Consider the following 18,107-nt stretch of genomic DNA (forward strand, 5'->3'; position numbering starts at 1 on the left):
AAGAACAGTGACTGACGACATCACGAAGCTGAGCGCCGCGGCGCTCGCCGACGCCCTCGTGGCGCGCGACGTCTCGAGCGTCGAGGCCACCCAGGCCCACCTCGACCGGATCGCCGCCGTCGACGGCGACGTGCACGCGTTCCTGCACGTCAACCAGAACGCCCTGGCAGTGGCGAAGTCGATCGACTCCCGCCGTGCCGCCGGCGACGACCTCGGCCCGCTCGCCGGTGTGCCGATCGCCGTCAAGGACGTCCTGTGCACGCAGGACATGCCCACGACCGCCGGGTCCAGGATCCTCGAGGGCTGGGTGCCGCCGTACGACGCCACCCCCGTCGCGAAGCTCCGCGCCGCCGGCCTCGTGCCGCTCGGCAAGACCAACATGGACGAGTTCGCGATGGGCTCGACCACCGAGTTCTCGGCGTACGGTCCGACCCGCAACCCGTGGGACCTCGACCGGATCCCCGGCGGGTCCGGCGGTGGCTCGGCCGCCGCGGTCGCCGCGCACGAAGCACCCTTCGCCCTCGGTTCGGACACGGGTGGCTCCATCCGCCAGCCCGGTGCCGTGACGGGCACGGTCGGCGTGAAGCCGACCTACGGCGGGGTGAGCCGCTACGGCGCCATCGCCCTGGCGTCCAGCCTCGACCAGATCGGCCCGGTGTCCCGCACCGTCCTCGACGCCGCGCTCCTGCACGACGTCATCGGTGGGCACGACCCGAAGGACTCCACGTCCATCCCGGACGCCTGGCCCTCGATGGCCGCCGCCGCACGCGAAGGGCTGCAGGCGGACACGCTCCGCGGCCTGCGCGTCGGCGTGGTGAAGGAACTCGCCGGGGGCGACGGGTTCCAGGCCGGTGTCACCCAGCGCTTCCAGGAGACGGTCGCGCTGCTCGAGTCGGCCGGTGCGGTCGTCGTGGAGATCGACGCTCCGTCGTTCGCGTACGCGATCAGTGCGTACTACCTGATCCTCCCGGCCGAGGCGTCGTCGAACCTCGCCAAGTTCGACTCGGTGCGCTTCGGCCTCCGGGTCACGCCCGAGAACGGTGCCACCGTCGAGGACGTCATGGCCGCCACGCGTGAAGCCGGCTTCGGACCCGAGGTCAAGCGGCGCATCATCCTCGGCACCTACGCCCTGAGCGCCGGCTACTACGACGCCTACTACGGGTCGGCGCAGAAGGTCCGCACGCTCGTGCAGCGGGACTTCCAGGCCGCCTTCGAGCAGGTCGACCTGCTCGTCAGCCCGTCGGCGCCGACGACCGCGTTCCCGATCGGTGAGCGCATCGACGACCCGCTGGCGATGTACCTCAACGACCTCACGACGATCCCGGCGAATCTCGCCGGCGTCCCCGGCATGAGCATCCCGAACGGCCTCGCGCCCGAGGACGGCCTGCCCGTCGGCGTGCAGCTGATGGCGCCCCAGCGTGAGGACGCCCGGCTCTACCGCTACGGTGCCGCCCTCGAGCGTCTGCTCGAACAGCAGTGGGGCGCGCCGCTCATCGCGTCCGTCCCGGACCTCGACCAGAGTCAGCAGTCCGCTGCGCAGGAAGGTGTGATCTGATGGCGCAGAAGGACGCGCTGATGGACTTCGACGAGGCGCTCGAGCGCTACGAGCCGGTGCTCGGCTTCGAGGTCCACGTCGAACTCGCGACGAAGACCAAGATGTTCTCGGACGCCCCGAACTTCTTCGGCGGCGAGCCCAACACGAACGTCACCCCGGTCGACCTCGGGCTGCCCGGGTCGCTTCCGGTCGTGAACGCACAGGCCGTGCGGTACTCGATCCAGCTCGGGCTCGCGCTCGGCTGCTCGATCGCCGAGTCCTCGCGGTTCGCCCGGAAGAACTACTTCTACCCGGACAACCCGAAGAACTACCAGGTCTCGCAGTACGACGAGCCCATCGCCTACGAGGGCGAGGTCGAGGTCGAGCTCGCCGACGGCACGATCTACAACATCCCGATCGAGCGGGCCCACATGGAAGAGGACGCCGGCAAGCTGACGCACGTCGGTGGTGCCACCGGCCGCATCCAGGGCGCCGAGTACTCGCTCGTCGACTACAACCGTGCCGGCGTGCCCCTGGTCGAGATCGTCACGAAGCCGATCTTCGGTGCCGAGCACCGTGCCCCCGAGCTCGGAGCAGCCTACGTGCAGGTCATCCGCGACCTCGTCCGGGCGCTCGGTGTCTCCGAGGCCCGCATGGAGCGCGGCAACCTGCGGTGCGACGCGAACATCTCGCTGCGCCCCCGCGGGCAGGAGAAGCTCGGCACCCGCACCGAGACCAAGAACGTCAACTCGTTCCGCGCCGTCGAGCGTGCGATCCGGTACGAGATCCAGCGGCAGGCCGCGATCCTCGCCGCCGGCGGCACGATCACGCAGGAGACCCGCCACTGGCACGAGGACACCGGCCGCACGTCGGCAGGTCGCCCCAAGTCGGACGCCGACGACTACCGGTACTTCCCGGAGCCCGACCTGCTGCCCGTCGTGCCGGACCCCGCCGTCATCGCGGAGCTCCGTGCCTCGCTGCCCGAAGCCCCCGTCGCACGCCGCCGTCGCCTGAAGGGTGACTGGGGCTTCGCCGACCTGGAGTTCCAGGACGTCGTCAACGGCGGCCTGCTCGACGAGGTCGAGGGCACCGTCGCCGCCGGCGCCGCACCCCAGGCCGCCCGCAAGTGGTGGACCGGTGAGATCAGCCGCGTCGCCAACGCGCAGGACGCAGCCCCCGGTGACCTGGTGTCGCCGAAGCACGTCGCCGAGGTCATCGCGCTCGTCGAGTCCGGCGACCTGACCGACCGCCTGGCGCGCCAGGTGCTCGAGGGCGTCATCGCGGGCGAGGGCTCGCCGGCGCAGGTCGTCGAGGCCCGCGGGCTCAAGGTCGTCTCGGACGACTCCGCCCTGACGGCCGCGGTCGACGAAGCACTCGCGGCGCAGCCCGACGTGCTGGCGAAGATCCAGGACGGCAAGGTCCAGGCAGCCGGCGCGATCATCGGTGCGGTCATGAAGGCCATGAAGGGCCAGGCCGACGCCGCCCGCGTGCGGGAACTCGTGCTGGAGCGCGCACAGCAGTCGTAGGCAGTTACACCTCGCAAGGGCACGGCACCGGTCGGTGCCGTGCCCTTGCGTGCGTCCCGGTCGCCGTGGGCATCCTGGGGACACGTCAGCGATCGGGTGACAGGATGAGTCGTGTCCGCAACGATCCGCGCCATCGGAACCGCCGTCCCCGAGACGACCCTCGACCAGCCCCGGGTGCGTGACCTCTTCTCCGCCCAACCCGACCTCGGGCGGCTCGGCAAACGGCTCGTCCCCGCCGCCTTCGACGGGTCGGCGGTCGACCAGCGGCACACCGTCCTCGAGGAACTCGACTCCGCACGTGCCGGTGGTGCGTTCCGTGACGACGACGGCACCCTGCGCTCGCCGTCCACCGGCTCACGCAACGACCGGTACCGCGAACTCGCCCCGCCGCTGTTCGTCGCCGCCGCCCGCGACGCCGTGGAACGTGCCGGCACCGCGCCGGAGACCGTCACGCACCTGGTGACCGTGTCGTGCACCGGGTTCACGCAGCCCGGGCCCGACATCGACGTCGTCGAGCAGCTCGGGCTCCCCGGTGGCGTCTTCCGGCACCACATCGGTTTCATGGGGTGCTGTGCCGCGTTCCCCGCGCTGCGGATCGCCGCGGCGTTCGTCGACCAGGACCCGGACGCCGTCGTGCTCGTGGTCTGCGGCGAACTCTGCACCCTGCACGTCCGCGCCTCGAACGACCCCGACCAGATCGTCGCGAACAGCGTCTTCGGCGACGGTGCGGCCGCCGCGGTGGTCGCACGCGACGGAGCCGGTCTGCGCTTCGACGACTTCACGACGGCCGTGGTGCCCGAGGGAGCGTCCGAGATGGCGTGGAACATCGGGGACGAGGGCTTCGAGATGGTCCTGTCCACCGCCGTGCCGAAGCTCGTCGGCCTGCACGTCCCGAGCGCCGTGCAACCGCTGCTCGACGGCGCGCCCGCCTCGGACGTGCCGGTGTGGGCGGTCCACCCGGGCGGCCGGGCCATCCTCGACCGCACCCAGGAGTCGCTCGGCCTGCCGGACAGTGCGATGGAGTCGAGCCGGCGGGTGCTGCGCGAACACGGCAACATGTCGAGTGCCACCGTGCTCTTCGTCCTGCGCGACGCCGTCGACGCCGGCCTCGAGGACGGCAGCGCCGTCGTCGCGCTCGCCTTCGGCCCCGGCCTCACGGTGGAGAGTGCGCGGCTCACCGCTGTGCGGACCGAGGCGTCGCCCGCGGCAGAACCCGCGGCGGAAGCTGCGGCGGAACCCGAGGCATTGCCCGCGGCGGAACCCGCCGTCGCAGCCGCCCGCGTCCCCGTCGCGACCACGGGCGCGGCGTGAGCCGTCAGGGCGGCGGCACCACGGGCCTCCCGGCCGTCGACCTGCGCACCCGCGCGCTCGACCTGACCGAACTGATGGACGACCCGGACTGCGACCCGCGTGCGCTCGCGCGCACGTTCCGGCGCTTCGCGGTCGTGAACGCGCTCGTGAGTGGTTGGCGTGCGGCCTGGCGCTCGCACGTCGTGCCGGCTCTGCCCGCCAGCGGCCGCGGCCGGGTGCTCGACCTGGGGTGCGGCGGCGGCGACCTGGCCCGCTCGCTGGTGCGCTGGGCAGCGAGCGACGGCTTCGACCTCGAGGTCGTCGGGGTCGACCCGGACGAACGCGCCATCGCCGCGGCACGGCGGTCGTCGCCGACCGGTGTGACGTTCCGGCAGCAGTCGAGCGGCGACCTCGTCGCGGCTGGTGAGCGGTTCGACGTCGTCGTGTCGAACCACGTGCTGCACCACCTGGGTGACGAGGAGCGGCGGGGGTTCCTGGCCGACTCCGAACTGCTCGCGAGCGGGCGCAGCCTGCACTCCGACATCCGGCGGTCGCCGGCGGCCTACCGGGCGTACGCGCTGGCGTCACCGCTCGTGGCGGCGGGGACGTTCATCCGGGTCGACGGCCTGCGGTCGATCCGCCGGAGCTTCACCGTGCCCGAACTCCGCGACGTGCTGCCCGGCGGGTGGCGGGCCGAGGCGGCTGCGCCGCACCGGGTGCTGGCGATCCGCGACGCCTGAGCGGGCGTCCGCTGCCCGACGCGACCAGATGACGGACGGGAGGCCCGTGGCGATGCCGCCACGGGCCTCCCGTCCGTCTGCCGCTGCGTCCACGACGCGCGCCGCTACGGCCGCAGCAGCACCTTGATGGCCCGGCGCTCGTCCATCGCGCGGTAGGCCTCGGCGGCCTCGTCGAGCGGCAGCTCCAGGTCGAAGACGCGACCGGGGTCGATCGCGCCGGACAGCACGTCGGGCAGCAGCTCGGGGATGTACTTCCGGGCCGGGGCCATGCCGCCCGCGATGGCGATGTTCGTGTCGAACAGGTAGCGCGTGCCGATCGTCGGCACCCCGTGCGGGACCCCGACGAAGCCGACGTTGCCACCGGCGCGCACCGAGTGCAGTGCCTGGTCCATGCTCTCCTCGGTGCCGACGGCCTCGACTGCGCAGTCGGCCAGGTCGCCGGCCAGGAGCTCCCGGACGGCATCGACGCCCTCGGCACCACGGGCGGCCACGATGTCGGTCGCGCCGAACTCGCGGGCGAGCGCCTGGCGGTCGGCGTGCCGGCTCATCGCGATGATGCGCTCCGCACCGAGCCGCTTCGAGGCGAGCACGGCGGACAGGCCGACCGCGCCGTCGCCGACCACGACGACGGTCTTGCCGGGGCCGACCGCTGCCGACACGGCGGCGTGGTGCCCCGTCGAGAAGACGTCGGACAGGGTGAGCAGCGACGGCACCAGGGCCGGGTCGACCGGGCCGGGGACCACGACGAGCGTGGCGTCGGCGTCCGGGATCCGCACGTACTCGGCCTGTGCACCTCCGACGGGGTCGCCGTATGCGTCCGTGCTGCCGAAGCCGGACAGGTGGTCGCAGCCGGTGGTCATGCCGTTGCGGCAGGCCTGGCAGGTGCCGTCGTTCATGGTGAAGGGGGAGATGACGAAGTCGCCCTCGTGCAGGCCGGTGACGTCGTCACCGACGGCGACGACCTCGCCGACGAGCTCGTGGCCGATCGGCCGCGGCTGCTTCGTCTCGGTGACGCCGCGGTAGGGCCAGAGGTCCGATCCGCAGACACAGGCCGCGAGGACCTTGACGACGACGTCCTTGCCGGACAGGAGCCCGGGTCGGTCGCGCTCCTCGACGCGGATGTCGTTCGGGGCGTGGATGATCGCTGCGCGCACGGGCGGGCCTTCCGTCGAGATGATGGGGAACCGGCGCGGTCGACGTCGTCCGGGCCGTCGTCGACAGTACCCTCGTGCGGGTGGACGACGACCGGTACGGCGGCGATGTGCTCTCGGGGGACTGGCGCTCGCGCGGAGTGAAGAAGGTGCGGCAGGTGCCGCTCGAACGGGACATGGTGCTCGAGGACCCGGACTCCGGGTGGGCCGGTGCCGTGGTGGGGCTCGAGGCGGGCAACATCGCGCTCGAGGACTGGAAGGGCCGCACACGCTCCTTCCCCTTCACCGGGCAGTTCCTGCTCGAGGGCGAACTGGTGACGCTGGGGCGGCCGTCGGCGCCGGTCGGGCGGTCGGCCGGGGCTGGTGCTGCTGGTACCGCTGGCCGCGCGGGTGCTGCTGGTTCCGTCGGTGCCGTGCACGCGGACTGGAGGCCCGGGGGCGCGCCCGCCGTGCGGCAGGCGTCCGACGGTGGTCGGCTCCGCACCGCGTCCGGATCGTTCGCCGTGGAGTCGCAGCGTGCTCGGGTGGCGCTCCCCAGCCGCATCATGGTCGAGGGCAAGCACGACGCGGAACTCGTCGAGAAGGTCTGGGGCGCCGACCTGCGCGTCGAGGGCGTCGTGGTCGAGGAACTCTCCGGCGTCGACAACCTGGCCGCCGTGCTCGACGAGTTCCAGCCGACGCGGGAGCGCCGGGTCGGGGTTCTGGTCGACCACCTGGTGCCCGGGTCGAAGGAGTCCCGCTTCGCCGACGCCGTCATGCGTGGCAAGTGGGGAGCGCACGTGCTCGTCGTCGGGCACCCGTTCGTCGACGTCTGGCAATCGGTCAAGCCGGCGCGGGTCGGGCTGCGGGCGTGGCCGACGATCCCGCGCTCGATCGAGTGGAAGGCGGGCATCTGCCAGGCGCTCGGCTGGCCGCACGCCGAGCAGGCCGACATCGCTCGGGCATGGCAGCGGATCCTCGGGCAGGTGCGCACCTTCGCCGACCTCGAGCCGGAGCTGCTCGGCCGTGTCGAGGAGCTGATCGACTTCGTGACGGAACCACAGGCCTGAGAACCGGTGGATTGCCCGACCGGCGCGGTGCGCCGGGGGTGATCCGCGCCTCCAGGCCTACTGTTGAGGGATGGACGGCATCGACGGTCGCGTGCGGGGCGCGGTCGACGTGTGGCTGCGCTGGCTGCCGCGCTGGCAGATCGGTACCGCCCGCCCGCGCACGCGCATCTGCCGGAAGTGCACCGGGTCCCCGATCGCCGCGGCCGCGGGGTTCGGACCCGACGTGCCGCACGCCGTCCAGCACGCGCTGATCGGGCGGATCTCGACGATCGTCGAGGACGCCGTCGACGACTACACGGCGAAGAACCTGCCGCTGCTGCAGCGTGAACTCGAGCGGGCGGCGGCCCGGAAACGGCACGCGGGGTACCAGCCGGCCGAGGGGGTTGTCGCCGGAGTTCCAGGGCCTCGACGTGGACCCCGAGCCGTCGCCGGGGTCGCCGTTCCTGTTCACGCTCGGCGAGCTGGCCGGCACCGGTGCGGGGGAGCAGACGCCGCGCGAGCCGTTGTCCGACGAGGCGAAGGCCGCGCTCCGACACGAGATCGCGCTGTCCGACGAGTGTGCGCGGTCGACCGGTACCGCGGTGTGCCTGGCGCTCATCGACCACCGGCCGCGGATCGCCGAGGCCGTCGAACGGCTCGTGGAGCCGCAGATCGAGGCGCTGGTGTCGGACATGTTCCGCGGGTTCGACGGGCCGGAGGACGGCCCGCGCAGCGGGTTGTTCTAGGCGCGGGCGGGCGGGCACTCGCTTCTGCGGGTGCGGCTGCGGCCGTGGCTGCGGCCGTGGGTCGAAGCCGCACGGTGCTGTCTGTGTCGGCCCGTGCGAGGTTGCCCGCTCGGTGCACGCTTGTAGCGCCGCACCGAGCCATCACGGTGGTACCGCTTGACGAACCTCGCACCGTGCGTGCTTCTCGAGCCTCGCACCGCATCACGAATCGTGCTCGGTTTGAGCGACCTCGCATCGTGCGCGAGGCCCGGAGCCTGCACGGGTTGAGTCGACGCGCACCGTGCGAGGTCGGCGGGTCGGCGTCAGCGGGGGAGCAGGGTGCGGCCGGGGATCACGGTGCCGCGCAGTGAGCGGTGCTCGACCGGGCGCGTGGGGTCGTCGATGCGGCCGATGACGAGATCGATGGCCTCGCGGCCGATGCGCTCGATCGGTTGCTCGAGGGTCGTGAAGCCGATCCAGTCGCTCGCCAGCGGGTACACGCCGTCGAACCCGGTGACGGAGAGGTCGCGCGGGACCTCGACGCCCCGGCGGGCGAGCGCCTCGCACACGTCGAGCATCAGCCGGTCGGTCGGGCACATCACCGCGGTCACGCCCGACTCCTGCACGGCGTCCACCAGGTCGGCGGCGAGGTCGTCGGGTGGCCGCACGAAGCTCGCGTCGATGTCGATCACCCGGACGCCACGTGCTCGGAGCCGCTCGAGCATCGCCGAGGATCGCGCGTGCTGCGTGATCGCGTTGTCGAGCGGGACGGTGAACACCACGGCTGTGGTGTGGCCGGCATCGGCGACGGCATCCGCGATGGAAGCCCCACCGTCGACCTCGTCGCAGTAGACGCTCGAGAGCGCCGGGTGCAGCTCGGGCCGACCGGCGACGACGGTGGCGATCCGGGCCGCGAACTCGGCGATGTCGGCGGACGGCATCAGGCCGCTGCACACGACGAGGCCGTCGACGCGCATCGACACGAGTGCGGCGAGGGCGGACTTCTCGTCCTCGACCCGACCGACGCCCGTCGTGGTGACGACGCGGTAGCCGAGCTCCGATGCTCGGCGCTCCATCACGGCGTGCAGTGCGGTGTAGACCATGGACGAGGCGTCCCGGACGAGCATCCCGATCGTGTTCGTGCGCCCGCTGACCAGCCCCCGAGCCATCGCGTTCGCGACGTACCCGAGCTCGGCTGCCGCTCGTTCGACGCGTTCGCGGGTCTCGTTCGAGAACCGTCCGGTCCCGGAGAGCACGCGGCTCACCGCCGACTTCGAGACCCCCGCACGTGCGGCGACGTCGAGGATCGTCGGCTGGGAACCGCGGCTGCCGTTCACGCGTCGGACGCTGCGGCGTCCCGTCGCGACCGCGACGCGGTGAACCGGAGCACGCCGCGGGCGATCGCGCGCCAGCCGAGCAGGAACACCCCGAGCACGATCGTCGCGACGATGACGAACGAGATCGGCAGCGGGTTGCCGTCGACGTCACCCTGGCCGGTGGCGACGCGGATGGCCAGACCGACGAAGACCGTGAGGATCCAGACCACGATGCCGGTCGGCCAGAAGCGCAGCGGTCGAGCCCAGGCCCCGCTCGTCACGTACCCGATCGCCCAACCGGCCAGGAACGGGTACGCGGTGGTCCAGAGCGCCAGCGCCGTGTTGGCCTCACCGTGCGACGAGCGCCCGATGAGTGCGAAGACGACGATGAGGACGACGTCGATGACGGCTGCGAGCCAACCCCAGGTGCGTGCGTTCACCCGCTCATTCTCGCAGGCCCCGGGCTGCTCGCTCATTCCTCCACAAGGTGCTCGGCGCGGCTGGTCCTCCACAGCAGTCCCCTGCGGTGCTGCTCCGAAGGCGGACGATCCGGAGCATCTCGAGTATGTCGATGAACCTCAAGCTCGCACCGGTCCCCGAAGTCCTCACGTTCCGAACGTCCGCCCAGCGCCCTGACGAGTCCGATGTCATCAGACGTCGGGCAGCTGCGGGGGAGCTCACCCGGGTAGCACGCGGGCTGTACGTGGAGTCGGCGGGATGGACCGCACTCCGCCCCAGTGAGCAGCACCACCTCCGGCTGCGCTCGTTCGCCGACCGGATCCGCCCCGGAGACCTGATCTCACACGTCTCCGCCGCCGTCGTCTTCGGTGTGCCCCTGCTCACCCCGCCACCGACACGGATCCACGTGACCTCGCGCGGAGCCGACCGGCGCACCACGAACGCGACCTTCGTGGTGCACGCCGACCTCGACGCCGAACGGAACGAGCGTCCGGTCGCCACGCCCGACGGACTGCTGTTGTGCGGACTCGATCGGCTGGCGACCGACCTCGCACTCACACTGCCGTTCACCGACGCAGTCGTGTCCCTCGATGCGCTCCTCCGGCGCGAGGTCGAGCGCGAAGACGTCCGGTCGGCGATCGAGCGGCGCGGGCAGAAAGGACGACGTCGCGCACTCCGGGCGATCGGGTTCGCCGATGCCGCATCGGACTCACCGGGGGAGTCGTACGCACGAGCACGGTTCGACCAGTTCGGGACACCACCGCCGGTCCTCCAGCACCGCTTCCGGGCGCTCGGCGAGCCGGACATCGTCGTGGACTTCTGGTTCCCGGATGCCGGGGTCGTGGTCGAGTTCGACGGAGCCGTGAAGTACCGGAGCGGTGCGTACCTGCGGGGACGGACGCCGGAGGAAGCGCTGTTCGACGAGAAGATCCGGGAAGACCGGCTCCGCGCGTTCCCCGAGGTGCGAACCGTGGTGCGGCTCACCTGGTCGGACCTGCGCAACGAGTGGGTCCTCCGCGCGAAGCTCCGCCAGGCCGGAGTCCGCATGTCGCGCTGAGGGGTATCAGTCACGCACCGTGCGAGATCGTTCGGCCTCTTGCCAGTGCGCACGGTGCGCGGTTCGTCGCCAACCGCGGACCTGGCTGCTCGGTGCGGGGTCATCGGCAGCGAACGGGGCCGCGCACCGTGCATCCTTCGCCGTTCGGGGGCGAGCATCTCGCTCGGTGCAGGGTTGTAGCCGGGCACGGAGCCGTCAACCTCGCACGGGTCGGCGGAACTCGCACCGTGCGCCACTCACCGCTCCGGGCGCACAGCATCGCGGTCGCACCAGAGCGAGACGCGCACGCGCCCGCGCCGCCCGCACCCGGAGTTCACCCGGCGGCGACGCCGCCCGCACCCGGAGTTCACCCGGCGGCGACGCCGGAGGCACCCGGAGTTCACCCGGCAGCGCCACACTCGACCCCGGCGCGGGAACGTTCCCACACTGCCCGCCCGCACAGCCCCGCACACCCCACCCCGCACGACCCCACCGCACCACCACGGAACAGGGAGAACCCACGTGAAGACCCGAGTCCTCGCCGGCCTCGCCATCGCGGCAGCCGCGACCGTCGCACTCTCCGGCTGCGTCCAGAGCGCCAACGCCTCGAACGCCGCAGACACCAGCGGCGGCAGCACGAACCTCACCGTGTTCATCAGCGGCGACACCAACGTCCAGGACCTCTGGGACAAGTCGCTCATCCCCGCCTTCGAGAAGGCGAACCCGAAGATCCACGTCAGCACGAGCATCGACCTGCACGGCGAGCACGACGCCCAGACCCAGGCGAACCTCGCCACCGCGGTCAAGGCCGGCAAGTCCGTCGCCTACGACCTCGTCGACGCCGGCTTCGTCACCACCGCCGGCAAGGCCGGGCTGATGGCGAAGGTCAGCGACAGCACCATCCCGAACCTGAAGGACGTCCCGGACGCCACGAAACAGCAGGGCGGCGACAGCGCCATCCCGTACCGCGCCTCGAGCGTGCTGCTGGCGTACGACGCGAAGAAGGTCACGGACCCGCCGAAGACCCTCGACGACCTGCTCGTCTGGATCAAGGCCAACCCGGGCGAGTTCGCCTACAACTCCCCGTCGTCCGGCGGTTCGGGTGGCTCGTTCGTGGCCACGGTGCTCGCGAAGTACCTGACGCCCGCCGAGCAGGAGACGATGCAGACGAAGTACGACAAGTCGCTCGAGTCGAAGTGGGACAAGGGCTTCGCGGCCCTGAAGGACCTCGGCCCGTCGACGTACCAGAAGGGCGTCTACCCGAACGGCAACGACCAGGTCGTGCAGCTGCTCGGCAGTGGCCAGATCGCGATGGCCCCGGTCTGGAGCGACCAGTTCATCACCTCGCAGAAGAGCGGCATCATCCCGAAGACGGTCAAGGCGGTGCAGATCGACGACCCGTCGTTCACCGGCAGCGCGAGCTTCCTCGGCATCCCCAAGACCGAGCCGAAGGCCAAGAAGGCGGCAGCCGAGAAGCTCGCCGACTTCGTGCTGAGCTCGAAGGGGCAGCAGCTCGTCGCGAGCGCCGTCTCCGGCTACCCGGTGATCCCGCTCGACAGCCTGCCGGCGTCGGTCGCCGAGCAGTTCGCCGACGCGAACCCCTCGCAGCTCCGCCTCGGGTTCCAGAGCGACTTCGCCGCCGACATGAACGCGGCGTGGGACGCGAAGGTCCCGCAGTGACCCAGACCGTCCAGGACGGCCCGGCAACCGGCCGGGAGGCCCGTGGCGACTCCGCCATGGGCCTCCCGCCCGTCCCGCCCCACGCCCAGGGCCCGGCGCACCCCGCCAGCGGGCGTACGGCGCAGGAGCGGCTGGCCCGCCGCCGGCGGTGGCAGGGCCTCGCCCTCGTCGCCGCCCCGGTGCTGGTCGTCGTCCTGTTCGTCGGCGTCCCGGTGGTGAACGCCGCCCTGTTCAGCCTCGGGTTCACCGGTGGCCTGAACCAGGCGCTCGCCGACATCGGCGGCGACACCGTGCGCGGTTTCTCGTTCGCGGTCTACGCCACCCTGCTCGGCAACGCCACGTTCCTGCGGGACCTGGTCGCGACGCTCGGCGTCACCGCACTGTCGACCGGCCTGACCGTGGGGCTCGCGGTCGTCGTCGCGGTGATCCTGCGGCTCCGCGGAGGCTTCCTCGGCAAGACCCTCAGTGTCCTGGCCGTGGTGCCGATCTTCGTGCCGGTGGTCATCGCGAGCTGGTCGATCCTGACCTTCACCGACGCGCAGGGGTTCCTCCGGAGCCTCGGTGCCCAGTTCGGCCTCGACGTCCCGGTGTGGGGCTACACCCTCGTCGCCGTGGTGTTCGGCAGCGTCTGGACCAGCCTGCCGTTCGCGGTGCTCATGATCGCCGGGGCGCTGCAGGGCACCCCGGACGCACTGGTCGAGGCCGCGAAGGATGCCGGGGCGAGCACCTGGCGCGTCGTCTGGCAGGTGCTCCTGCCGATGGCCGCGACCCCGCTCGTCATCGCGACGACGTTCACCGTGATCGGGGTCCTCGGTTCGTTCACCGTGCCGTACTTCACCGGTCCGAACGCCCCGACGATGCTCGGCGTCGACATCTCGAAGTACTTCCAGGCCTACAACCGTCCGCAGCAGTCGACGGCGATGGCGTTCATCGTGTTCGCGTTCGCCGCGGCCGCGAGCGTCTTCTACCTCCGCTCGACGGTCCGCTCGAACGCGGGCGAGCTCGACAAGAAGCGTCAGGAGCAGCAGTGATCAAGCGTCTGACCGGCAACGCCCTCGTCTGGGCGACCGCGATCGTGCTGGCCGTGTTCATCCTCGGGCCGCTCGTCTGGCTGGCCGCCCGTGCCTTCGCCACGACGTGGACCTACCCGAACCTGCTGCCCGACGGCTGGACCCTGCAGTGGTGGGGCACCGTGTTCGAGGACCGCAGCCTGGCCGTCGCGGTGCAGAACTCGCTCGTCCTCGCCCCGCTCACGGTCCTCATCGCCGCGGTGGTCTGCCTGCCCGCCGCGTGGGCGATCAGCCGCATCGAGTTCCCGGGGCGGCGGCTCGTGCTCGTCGGACTGTTCGCCACGAACGCGTTCCCGAAGATGGGCCTCTTCGTCACGATGTCGGCGATGTTCACCGCGCTGAACCTCATGAACACGGTCACCGGCATCCTCATCGTCCACGTGCTGGGCTGCGTCGTGTTCATGACGTGGTTGCCCGCCGCAGCCTTCTCGGCCGTGCCGCGGTCCCTCGAGGAAGCCGCCCGCGATGCCGGGGCGAGCCGCTGGCGCACCTTCTGGAAGGTGACGTTCCCGATCGCCTGGCCCGGGATCCTCGTCGCGATGGTGATGTCGTTCCTGGCGTCCTTCGACGAGGCGCAGGGCACGTACCTGGTCGGCGCCCCGACGTACATGACGATGCCGACGGCGATGTACTCGCTCGTCCTGAACTCCCCACGCCAGGTCTCGGCGGTGTTCGCGATCGCGTTGAGCATCCCGTCCGTGGTCCTGCTGCTGCTCGCCCGGAAGCACATCATGGGCGGCCGCCTGGCGGACGGCTTCCAGATCCGATGACCCACACCAGCACGAAAGGCGACCAGATGACGGACAAGGCGCTCGTCGCGGAACGCACACCGGGCCTCCAGGCCGACGGCAGCACGACGGACCGGACCCGCTCCGGCGGACTCACCATCCGCGGACTGCGCAAGACGCTCGGCGGACGCGACGTCGTCGCCGGCATCGACCTCGACGTCGCGAAGGGCGAGCTCGTCTCGCTCCTCGGCCCGTCCGGTTGCGGCAAGACCACGACGCTCCGCATGGTGGCGGGGTTCCTGCCCGCCGACGGCGGCGTCGTGACCATGGGGGGCCGCGACGTCACGTCGCTCGGACCGGAGCGCCGGCCGAGCGCGATGGTGTTCCAGAACTACGCGCTCTGGCCGCACATGACGGTGACGCAGAACGTCGCGTTCCCGCTGCGGACCCGACGGGTGCCGAAGCAGCGGGTCGCCGAGCGGGTGCGCGACGCGCTCGAGCTCGTCGGCCTGGGCCACCACGCGGGCTCGAAGCCGACCGCGATCTCGGGCGGTGAGCAGCAGCGCGTCGCCCTGGCCCGCGCCATCGTGCAGGAGCCGGACGTCCTGCTCCTCGACGAACCGCTGTCGAACCTCGACGCGAAGCTCCGCGTGAGCGTGCGCGACGAGATCCGCCGCATCCAGCAGCGCCTCGGCATCACGACCGTGATCGTCACGCACGACCAGGACGAAGCGCTCAGCATCTCCGACCGGATCGCCGTCATGCACGACGGCCGGATCGAGCAGATCGCGACCCCGACGGAGCTCTACGCCCGCCCCGCCACGAGCTTCGTCGCGTCGTTCATCGGGTCGACGAGCGTCGTCACCGGCCGGTTCCTCGCCGGCACGTCGGTCAGCCCGACGGCGGCCGACACGGTGGTGATCCGCCCCGAGCAGGTCGTGCTCACCGACGACTCGCCGATCCGCGCGACGGTCGCGCGGGTGCTCATGCGCGGGCACTTCGCCGAGGTCGTGCTCAGCACCGACGGCGCAGAACTCCGCGCCTACGTCACCGGGCCGCCGCCGGCGGTCGGCACCGAGACCGGGGTGCGCCTGGGCGAGGTGCTCGTCCACCGCGACGGCGTGCTGCTCGAGGTCGCCCGATGAGCGCCGGGGTCCCGACGTCGACGGTCTCCGCTGGGGCTGCGGTCGACCGTGTGGTCTCGGCCAGCCCGGACGCCAGGCCCGGCGTGCGTCCGCCACGCCTCGTCGCCCACCGCGGTGCGCCGCGCGTCCGGCGTGAGAACACCCTGCCCGCCATCGCGGTCGCCGAGGCGCTCGGCGCCGAGGTCATCGAGGTCGACGTCCGTCGCACCGCCGACGGCGTCGCCGTCCTGGTGCACGACGAGACCCTCGGCCGGATGTGGGGCGACGCCCGCCGGGTGTCCGACGTCGACTGGTGTGACGTCGCCCGGCTCGGCAACGGCCTCGACCGGATCCCGCGGCTCGACGGTGCACTCGAACGGCTCGACGGCTGCCGGTCCACCCTGCTCGTCGACCTGACCGACGCCGAGGACGCCCTGGTCGCCGCCCGCACCGTCGCGGGCTTCACCGGCTCCACCGCGGTGGCCTGGTGCGGGGCGCCGGCGGCGATGGCGGCCGTCCGCTCCGTGCTGCCCGACGCCGACGTCTGGCTGGCGTGGGAGTCGCTCGACCCGCCCGTCGCCGCGGACCTCGAGGCGCTCGACCCGTCGACGCTCAACCTCGACGTCGCGTTCCTCACCCCGCGCACCGTCGAGGTCGCGCACGCCCTGGGCCTGCGCGTCGCCGTCTGGACCATCGACGACGTCGAGCCCGCGATCTGGGCAGCCCGCCTCGGTGTCGACTCGATCACCACGAACGACGTCGGGTCCATCGGGGCAGCCCTGTCGGCGGCCGAGCGTGACGGCTGGCCCGAGCGCGACCGCGAGCCCACCGAGACCGAGGTCGCCTCGCGCGCCCAGGCCCTGGCCCACCGGATCGCCCACGAGGTCATCGCCTACACGCGTGAACACCCGGTCAGTGAGGTCCGGACCAAGGCGAACCCCGCCGACCTGGTCACCGACGTCGACCGCCTGGTGGAGCAGCACGTCCGCTCCCGCGTGCGGATGGTGTTCCCGACGCACGGGTTCACCGGCGAGGAGTACGGCGAGGCCCCCGGCGACCGGCACCGCTGGTTCCTCGACCCCGTCGACGGCACCACCAACCTGGCCAACGGCGTGCCCTGGACCTCGATGTCGCTCTGCCTGACCCGTGGCGGCCGCCCGCTCGTCGGGGTCGTCGCGGACCCCTGGCGCGGCGAGGTGCTCGAGGCCCGACGTGGCCGCGGCGCCACCCTGCGCGACCGCCAGCTCCGACTCGACGACACACCCCGGCCGCTCGCCGGCGCCGTCGTCGGCACCGAGCTCGACGGACACCGCCCGTGGCCGGGGTTCGGGGCGTTCCTCGACGCCCTGGCCGACCGGTCGTGCACGCTCCGGGTGCAGGGATCGGGCACCTTGACCATCGCCCAGGTCGCGGCCGGGCGCGGGATCGGCGGCTGCGTCTCGGCGTTCAACCCGGTCGACCACGGTGCCGCGGTGCTGCTCGTGCACGAGGCCGGGGGCGTCGTGTTGACGCCGTCCGGGCCCGTGGAGGGCTTCCCGCCCGTGGGGGAGCCGTTCCTCGTGGCGCACCCGGGTGCCGCGGACGAGCTGCACGCGGTGTGGACGGCGGCGCTGGCCGCGGGGTGAGCACGGCGCACGGTGCGGGGCCTGCGATCCGGTGCGGGGTTGGCTGCCGGGTGCGGGGCTGCGGGCGTGCACGGGGCTGGGAACCGCGCACGGGGTGTGCAGGTGGGCACGGTGAGGGGTCGGCGATCCGGTGCGGGGTTGGCTGCCGGGTGCGGGGCTGCGGGCGCGCACGGGGCTGGGAACCGCGCACGGGGTGTGCAGGTGCGCACGGTGCGGACTGGAGGCACGGTGCCAGGTGGGCACGCGCCTCCCGGCCGGTGGGTGGTGCGCACGGTGCGGGGGCCTGCGAACCGGTGCGGGGTTGGCTGCCGGGTGCGGGGCTGCGGGCGCGCACGGGGCTGGGAACCGCGCACGGGGTGCGCAGGTGCGCAGGTGCGGACTGGAGGCACGGTGCCAGCCCGGCACGCGCCTCCCGGCCGGTGGGTGGTGCGCACGGTGCGCACCTGCGATCCGGTGCGGGGTTGGCTGCCGGGTGCGGTGCTGCAAGCGTGCACGGGCTGGGAACCGCGCACGGGGTGTGCAGGTGCGCACGGTGCGGACTGGAGGCACGGTGCCAGCCCGGCACGCGCCTCCCGGCCGACTCTGAGCGGGCGCTCAGTCATCGAAGGCCGGCGGTTCGTAGTGTTGCAGTCCACGACGGGTCCGACCGGACCCACCGTGCACCCGAAGGAGCATCGACCATGGGATTCCTCGACCGCCTGCTCGGACGTCCGGAGCGTGACCGATCCGCTGACGCACAGCAGAACCAGTGGGGGCAGCCGCCGCAGCAGCAGGGCTACCGGTACGGCCAGCAGTCCTACCAGCAGCCGGCACCGGCCGCACCGCAGGGCGGCCAGTACGGCGTCCCGCAGTGGGGCGGTGCACCGACGCAGCAGCAGGGCGCGACGACCGACGACGAGCGTGCGGTCGAGCGCTACCGCTACCTGCTCCGCACGGCCCCGCCGGAGCGCATCGAAGAGGTCCACGCCGAGGCCTTCGCCAAGCTGACCGACGAGCAGCGCCGCATGGTCTACGACGAGTTCACCCCGGACCGCGCCTCCCGGTGAGGCGCCCCGTGGCGACGACCCGCGCTCGC

Annotated in this window: 16 protein-coding genes; 13 read left to right on the forward strand and 3 right to left on the reverse strand. The window is 72.3% G+C overall.

The window, feature by feature from the left end; genetic code table 11:
• Positions 1 to 7: 7 nt before the first annotated feature.
• The 4 genes from gatA (at position 8) to ACZZ9K_RS15360 (ending at position 5,090) form a co-directional block, all read left to right on the forward strand.
• Complete coding sequence (gatA, locus tag ACZZ9K_RS15345; protein WP_027464607.1) at positions 8 to 1,555, forward strand: Asp-tRNA(Asn)/Glu-tRNA(Gln) amidotransferase subunit GatA; 1,548 nt, start codon at positions 8 to 10, stop codon at positions 1,553 to 1,555.
• Positions 1,555 to 3,060: an Asp-tRNA(Asn)/Glu-tRNA(Gln) amidotransferase subunit GatB gene (gene gatB, locus ACZZ9K_RS15350; protein WP_035807593.1), complete on the forward strand. Its 1,506-nt coding sequence runs from the start codon at positions 1,555 to 1,557 to the stop codon at positions 3,058 to 3,060. Before gatA ends, gatB begins: the two co-directional genes overlap by 1 nt.
• Positions 3,061 to 3,171: 111 nt before the next feature.
• Positions 3,172 to 4,371, forward strand: coding sequence for a type III polyketide synthase (locus ACZZ9K_RS15355; protein ID WP_463444503.1), 1,200 nt, complete (start codon positions 3,172 to 3,174; stop codon positions 4,369 to 4,371).
• Complete coding sequence (locus ACZZ9K_RS15360; RefSeq protein ID WP_111046336.1) at positions 4,368 to 5,090, forward strand: methyltransferase domain-containing protein; 723 nt, start codon at positions 4,368 to 4,370, stop codon at positions 5,088 to 5,090. Before ACZZ9K_RS15355 ends, ACZZ9K_RS15360 begins: the two co-directional genes overlap by 4 nt.
• 104 nt (positions 5,091 to 5,194) lie before the next feature.
• Here the strand turns inward: ACZZ9K_RS15360 and ACZZ9K_RS15365 are convergent, their stop codons facing one another.
• Positions 5,195 to 6,244: a zinc-dependent alcohol dehydrogenase family protein gene (locus ACZZ9K_RS15365; RefSeq protein WP_463444504.1), complete on the reverse strand. Its 1,050-nt coding sequence runs from the start codon at positions 6,242 to 6,244 to the stop codon at positions 5,195 to 5,197.
• Positions 6,245 to 6,324: 80 nt separating this feature from the next.
• Between ACZZ9K_RS15365 and ACZZ9K_RS15370 the strand changes: the two genes are divergently transcribed.
• Both ACZZ9K_RS15370 and ACZZ9K_RS15375 read left to right on the forward strand, forming a co-directional pair.
• Entirely contained in the window at positions 6,325 to 7,290 is a 966-nt protein-coding gene (locus ACZZ9K_RS15370) for a DUF3097 domain-containing protein (protein WP_463444505.1), read from the forward strand.
• 410 nt (positions 7,291 to 7,700) lie between these two features.
• Positions 7,701 to 8,015 (forward strand): hypothetical protein, encoded by a 315-nt coding sequence (locus ACZZ9K_RS15375; protein ID WP_463444506.1) that lies wholly within the window; start codon positions 7,701 to 7,703, stop codon positions 8,013 to 8,015.
• 302 nt (positions 8,016 to 8,317) lie between these two features.
• Here ACZZ9K_RS15375 and ACZZ9K_RS15380 read toward each other — a convergent pair whose 3' ends face one another.
• Both ACZZ9K_RS15380 and ACZZ9K_RS15385 read right to left on the reverse strand, forming a co-directional pair.
• Positions 8,318 to 9,331 (reverse strand): LacI family DNA-binding transcriptional regulator, encoded by a 1,014-nt coding sequence (locus tag ACZZ9K_RS15380; RefSeq protein WP_138802765.1) that lies wholly within the window; start codon positions 9,329 to 9,331, stop codon positions 8,318 to 8,320.
• Complete coding sequence (locus ACZZ9K_RS15385; RefSeq protein WP_221935163.1) at positions 9,328 to 9,750, reverse strand: DUF3054 domain-containing protein; 423 nt, start codon at positions 9,748 to 9,750, stop codon at positions 9,328 to 9,330. Before ACZZ9K_RS15385 ends, ACZZ9K_RS15380 begins: the two co-directional genes overlap by 4 nt.
• A gap of 125 nt (positions 9,751 to 9,875) precedes the next feature.
• Between ACZZ9K_RS15385 and ACZZ9K_RS15390 the strand changes: the two genes are divergently transcribed.
• The 7 genes from ACZZ9K_RS15390 to ACZZ9K_RS15420 all read left to right on the forward strand — a co-directional run bounded on the left by ACZZ9K_RS15390 (position 9,876) and on the right by ACZZ9K_RS15420 (position 18,078).
• Positions 9,876 to 10,826 carry a hypothetical protein gene (locus ACZZ9K_RS15390; protein WP_138802767.1) on the forward strand — a complete coding sequence of 317 codons (951 nt, stop codon included), beginning with the start codon at positions 9,876 to 9,878 and terminating at the stop codon, positions 10,824 to 10,826.
• 501 nt (positions 10,827 to 11,327) lie between these two features.
• Positions 11,328 to 12,485 (forward strand): extracellular solute-binding protein, encoded by a 1,158-nt coding sequence (locus ACZZ9K_RS15395; RefSeq protein WP_463444507.1) that lies wholly within the window; start codon positions 11,328 to 11,330, stop codon positions 12,483 to 12,485.
• Positions 12,482 to 13,516, forward strand: coding sequence for an ABC transporter permease (locus ACZZ9K_RS15400; RefSeq protein WP_463444508.1), 1,035 nt, complete (start codon positions 12,482 to 12,484; stop codon positions 13,514 to 13,516). The genes ACZZ9K_RS15395 and ACZZ9K_RS15400 overlap by 4 nt, the downstream gene beginning before the upstream one ends.
• Positions 13,513 to 14,325: an ABC transporter permease gene (locus ACZZ9K_RS15405; RefSeq protein WP_017886992.1), complete on the forward strand. Its 813-nt coding sequence runs from the start codon at positions 13,513 to 13,515 to the stop codon at positions 14,323 to 14,325. Before ACZZ9K_RS15400 ends, ACZZ9K_RS15405 begins: the two co-directional genes overlap by 4 nt.
• 26 nt (positions 14,326 to 14,351) lie before the next feature.
• The gene (locus tag ACZZ9K_RS15410) at positions 14,352 to 15,428 is read left to right on the forward strand and encodes an ABC transporter ATP-binding protein (RefSeq protein WP_463444509.1); all 1,077 of its coding nucleotides are present in this window, start codon (positions 14,352 to 14,354) and stop codon (positions 15,426 to 15,428) included.
• Complete coding sequence (locus tag ACZZ9K_RS15415; RefSeq protein ID WP_463444510.1) at positions 15,425 to 17,032, forward strand: inositol monophosphatase family protein; 1,608 nt, start codon at positions 15,425 to 15,427, stop codon at positions 17,030 to 17,032. The genes ACZZ9K_RS15410 and ACZZ9K_RS15415 overlap by 4 nt, the downstream gene beginning before the upstream one ends.
• A 680-nt stretch (positions 17,033 to 17,712) precedes the next feature.
• Complete coding sequence (locus ACZZ9K_RS15420; protein ID WP_463444511.1) at positions 17,713 to 18,078, forward strand: hypothetical protein; 366 nt, start codon at positions 17,713 to 17,715, stop codon at positions 18,076 to 18,078.
• The last annotated feature ends 29 nt before the right edge of the window (positions 18,079 to 18,107 follow it).

The sequence above is a fragment of the Curtobacterium sp. AC268 genome, from assembly GCF_979258745.1.

What these genes read in the sequence shown, in the direction of transcription:
- gatB (WP_035807593.1), top strand. Translation starts at nt 1,555, where the DNA reads ATGGCGCAGAAGGACGCGCTGATGGACTTCGACGAGGCGCTCGAGCGC.
- ACZZ9K_RS15390 (WP_138802767.1), top strand. Translation starts at nt 9,876, where the DNA reads ATGTCGATGAACCTCAAGCTCGCACCGGTCCCCGAAGTCCTCACGTTC.
- ACZZ9K_RS15410 (WP_463444509.1), top strand. Translation starts at nt 14,352, where the DNA reads ATGACGGACAAGGCGCTCGTCGCGGAACGCACACCGGGCCTCCAGGCC.
- ACZZ9K_RS15415 (WP_463444510.1), top strand. Translation starts at nt 15,425, where the DNA reads ATGAGCGCCGGGGTCCCGACGTCGACGGTCTCCGCTGGGGCTGCGGTC.
- ACZZ9K_RS15420 (WP_463444511.1), top strand. Translation starts at nt 17,713, where the DNA reads ATGGGATTCCTCGACCGCCTGCTCGGACGTCCGGAGCGTGACCGATCC.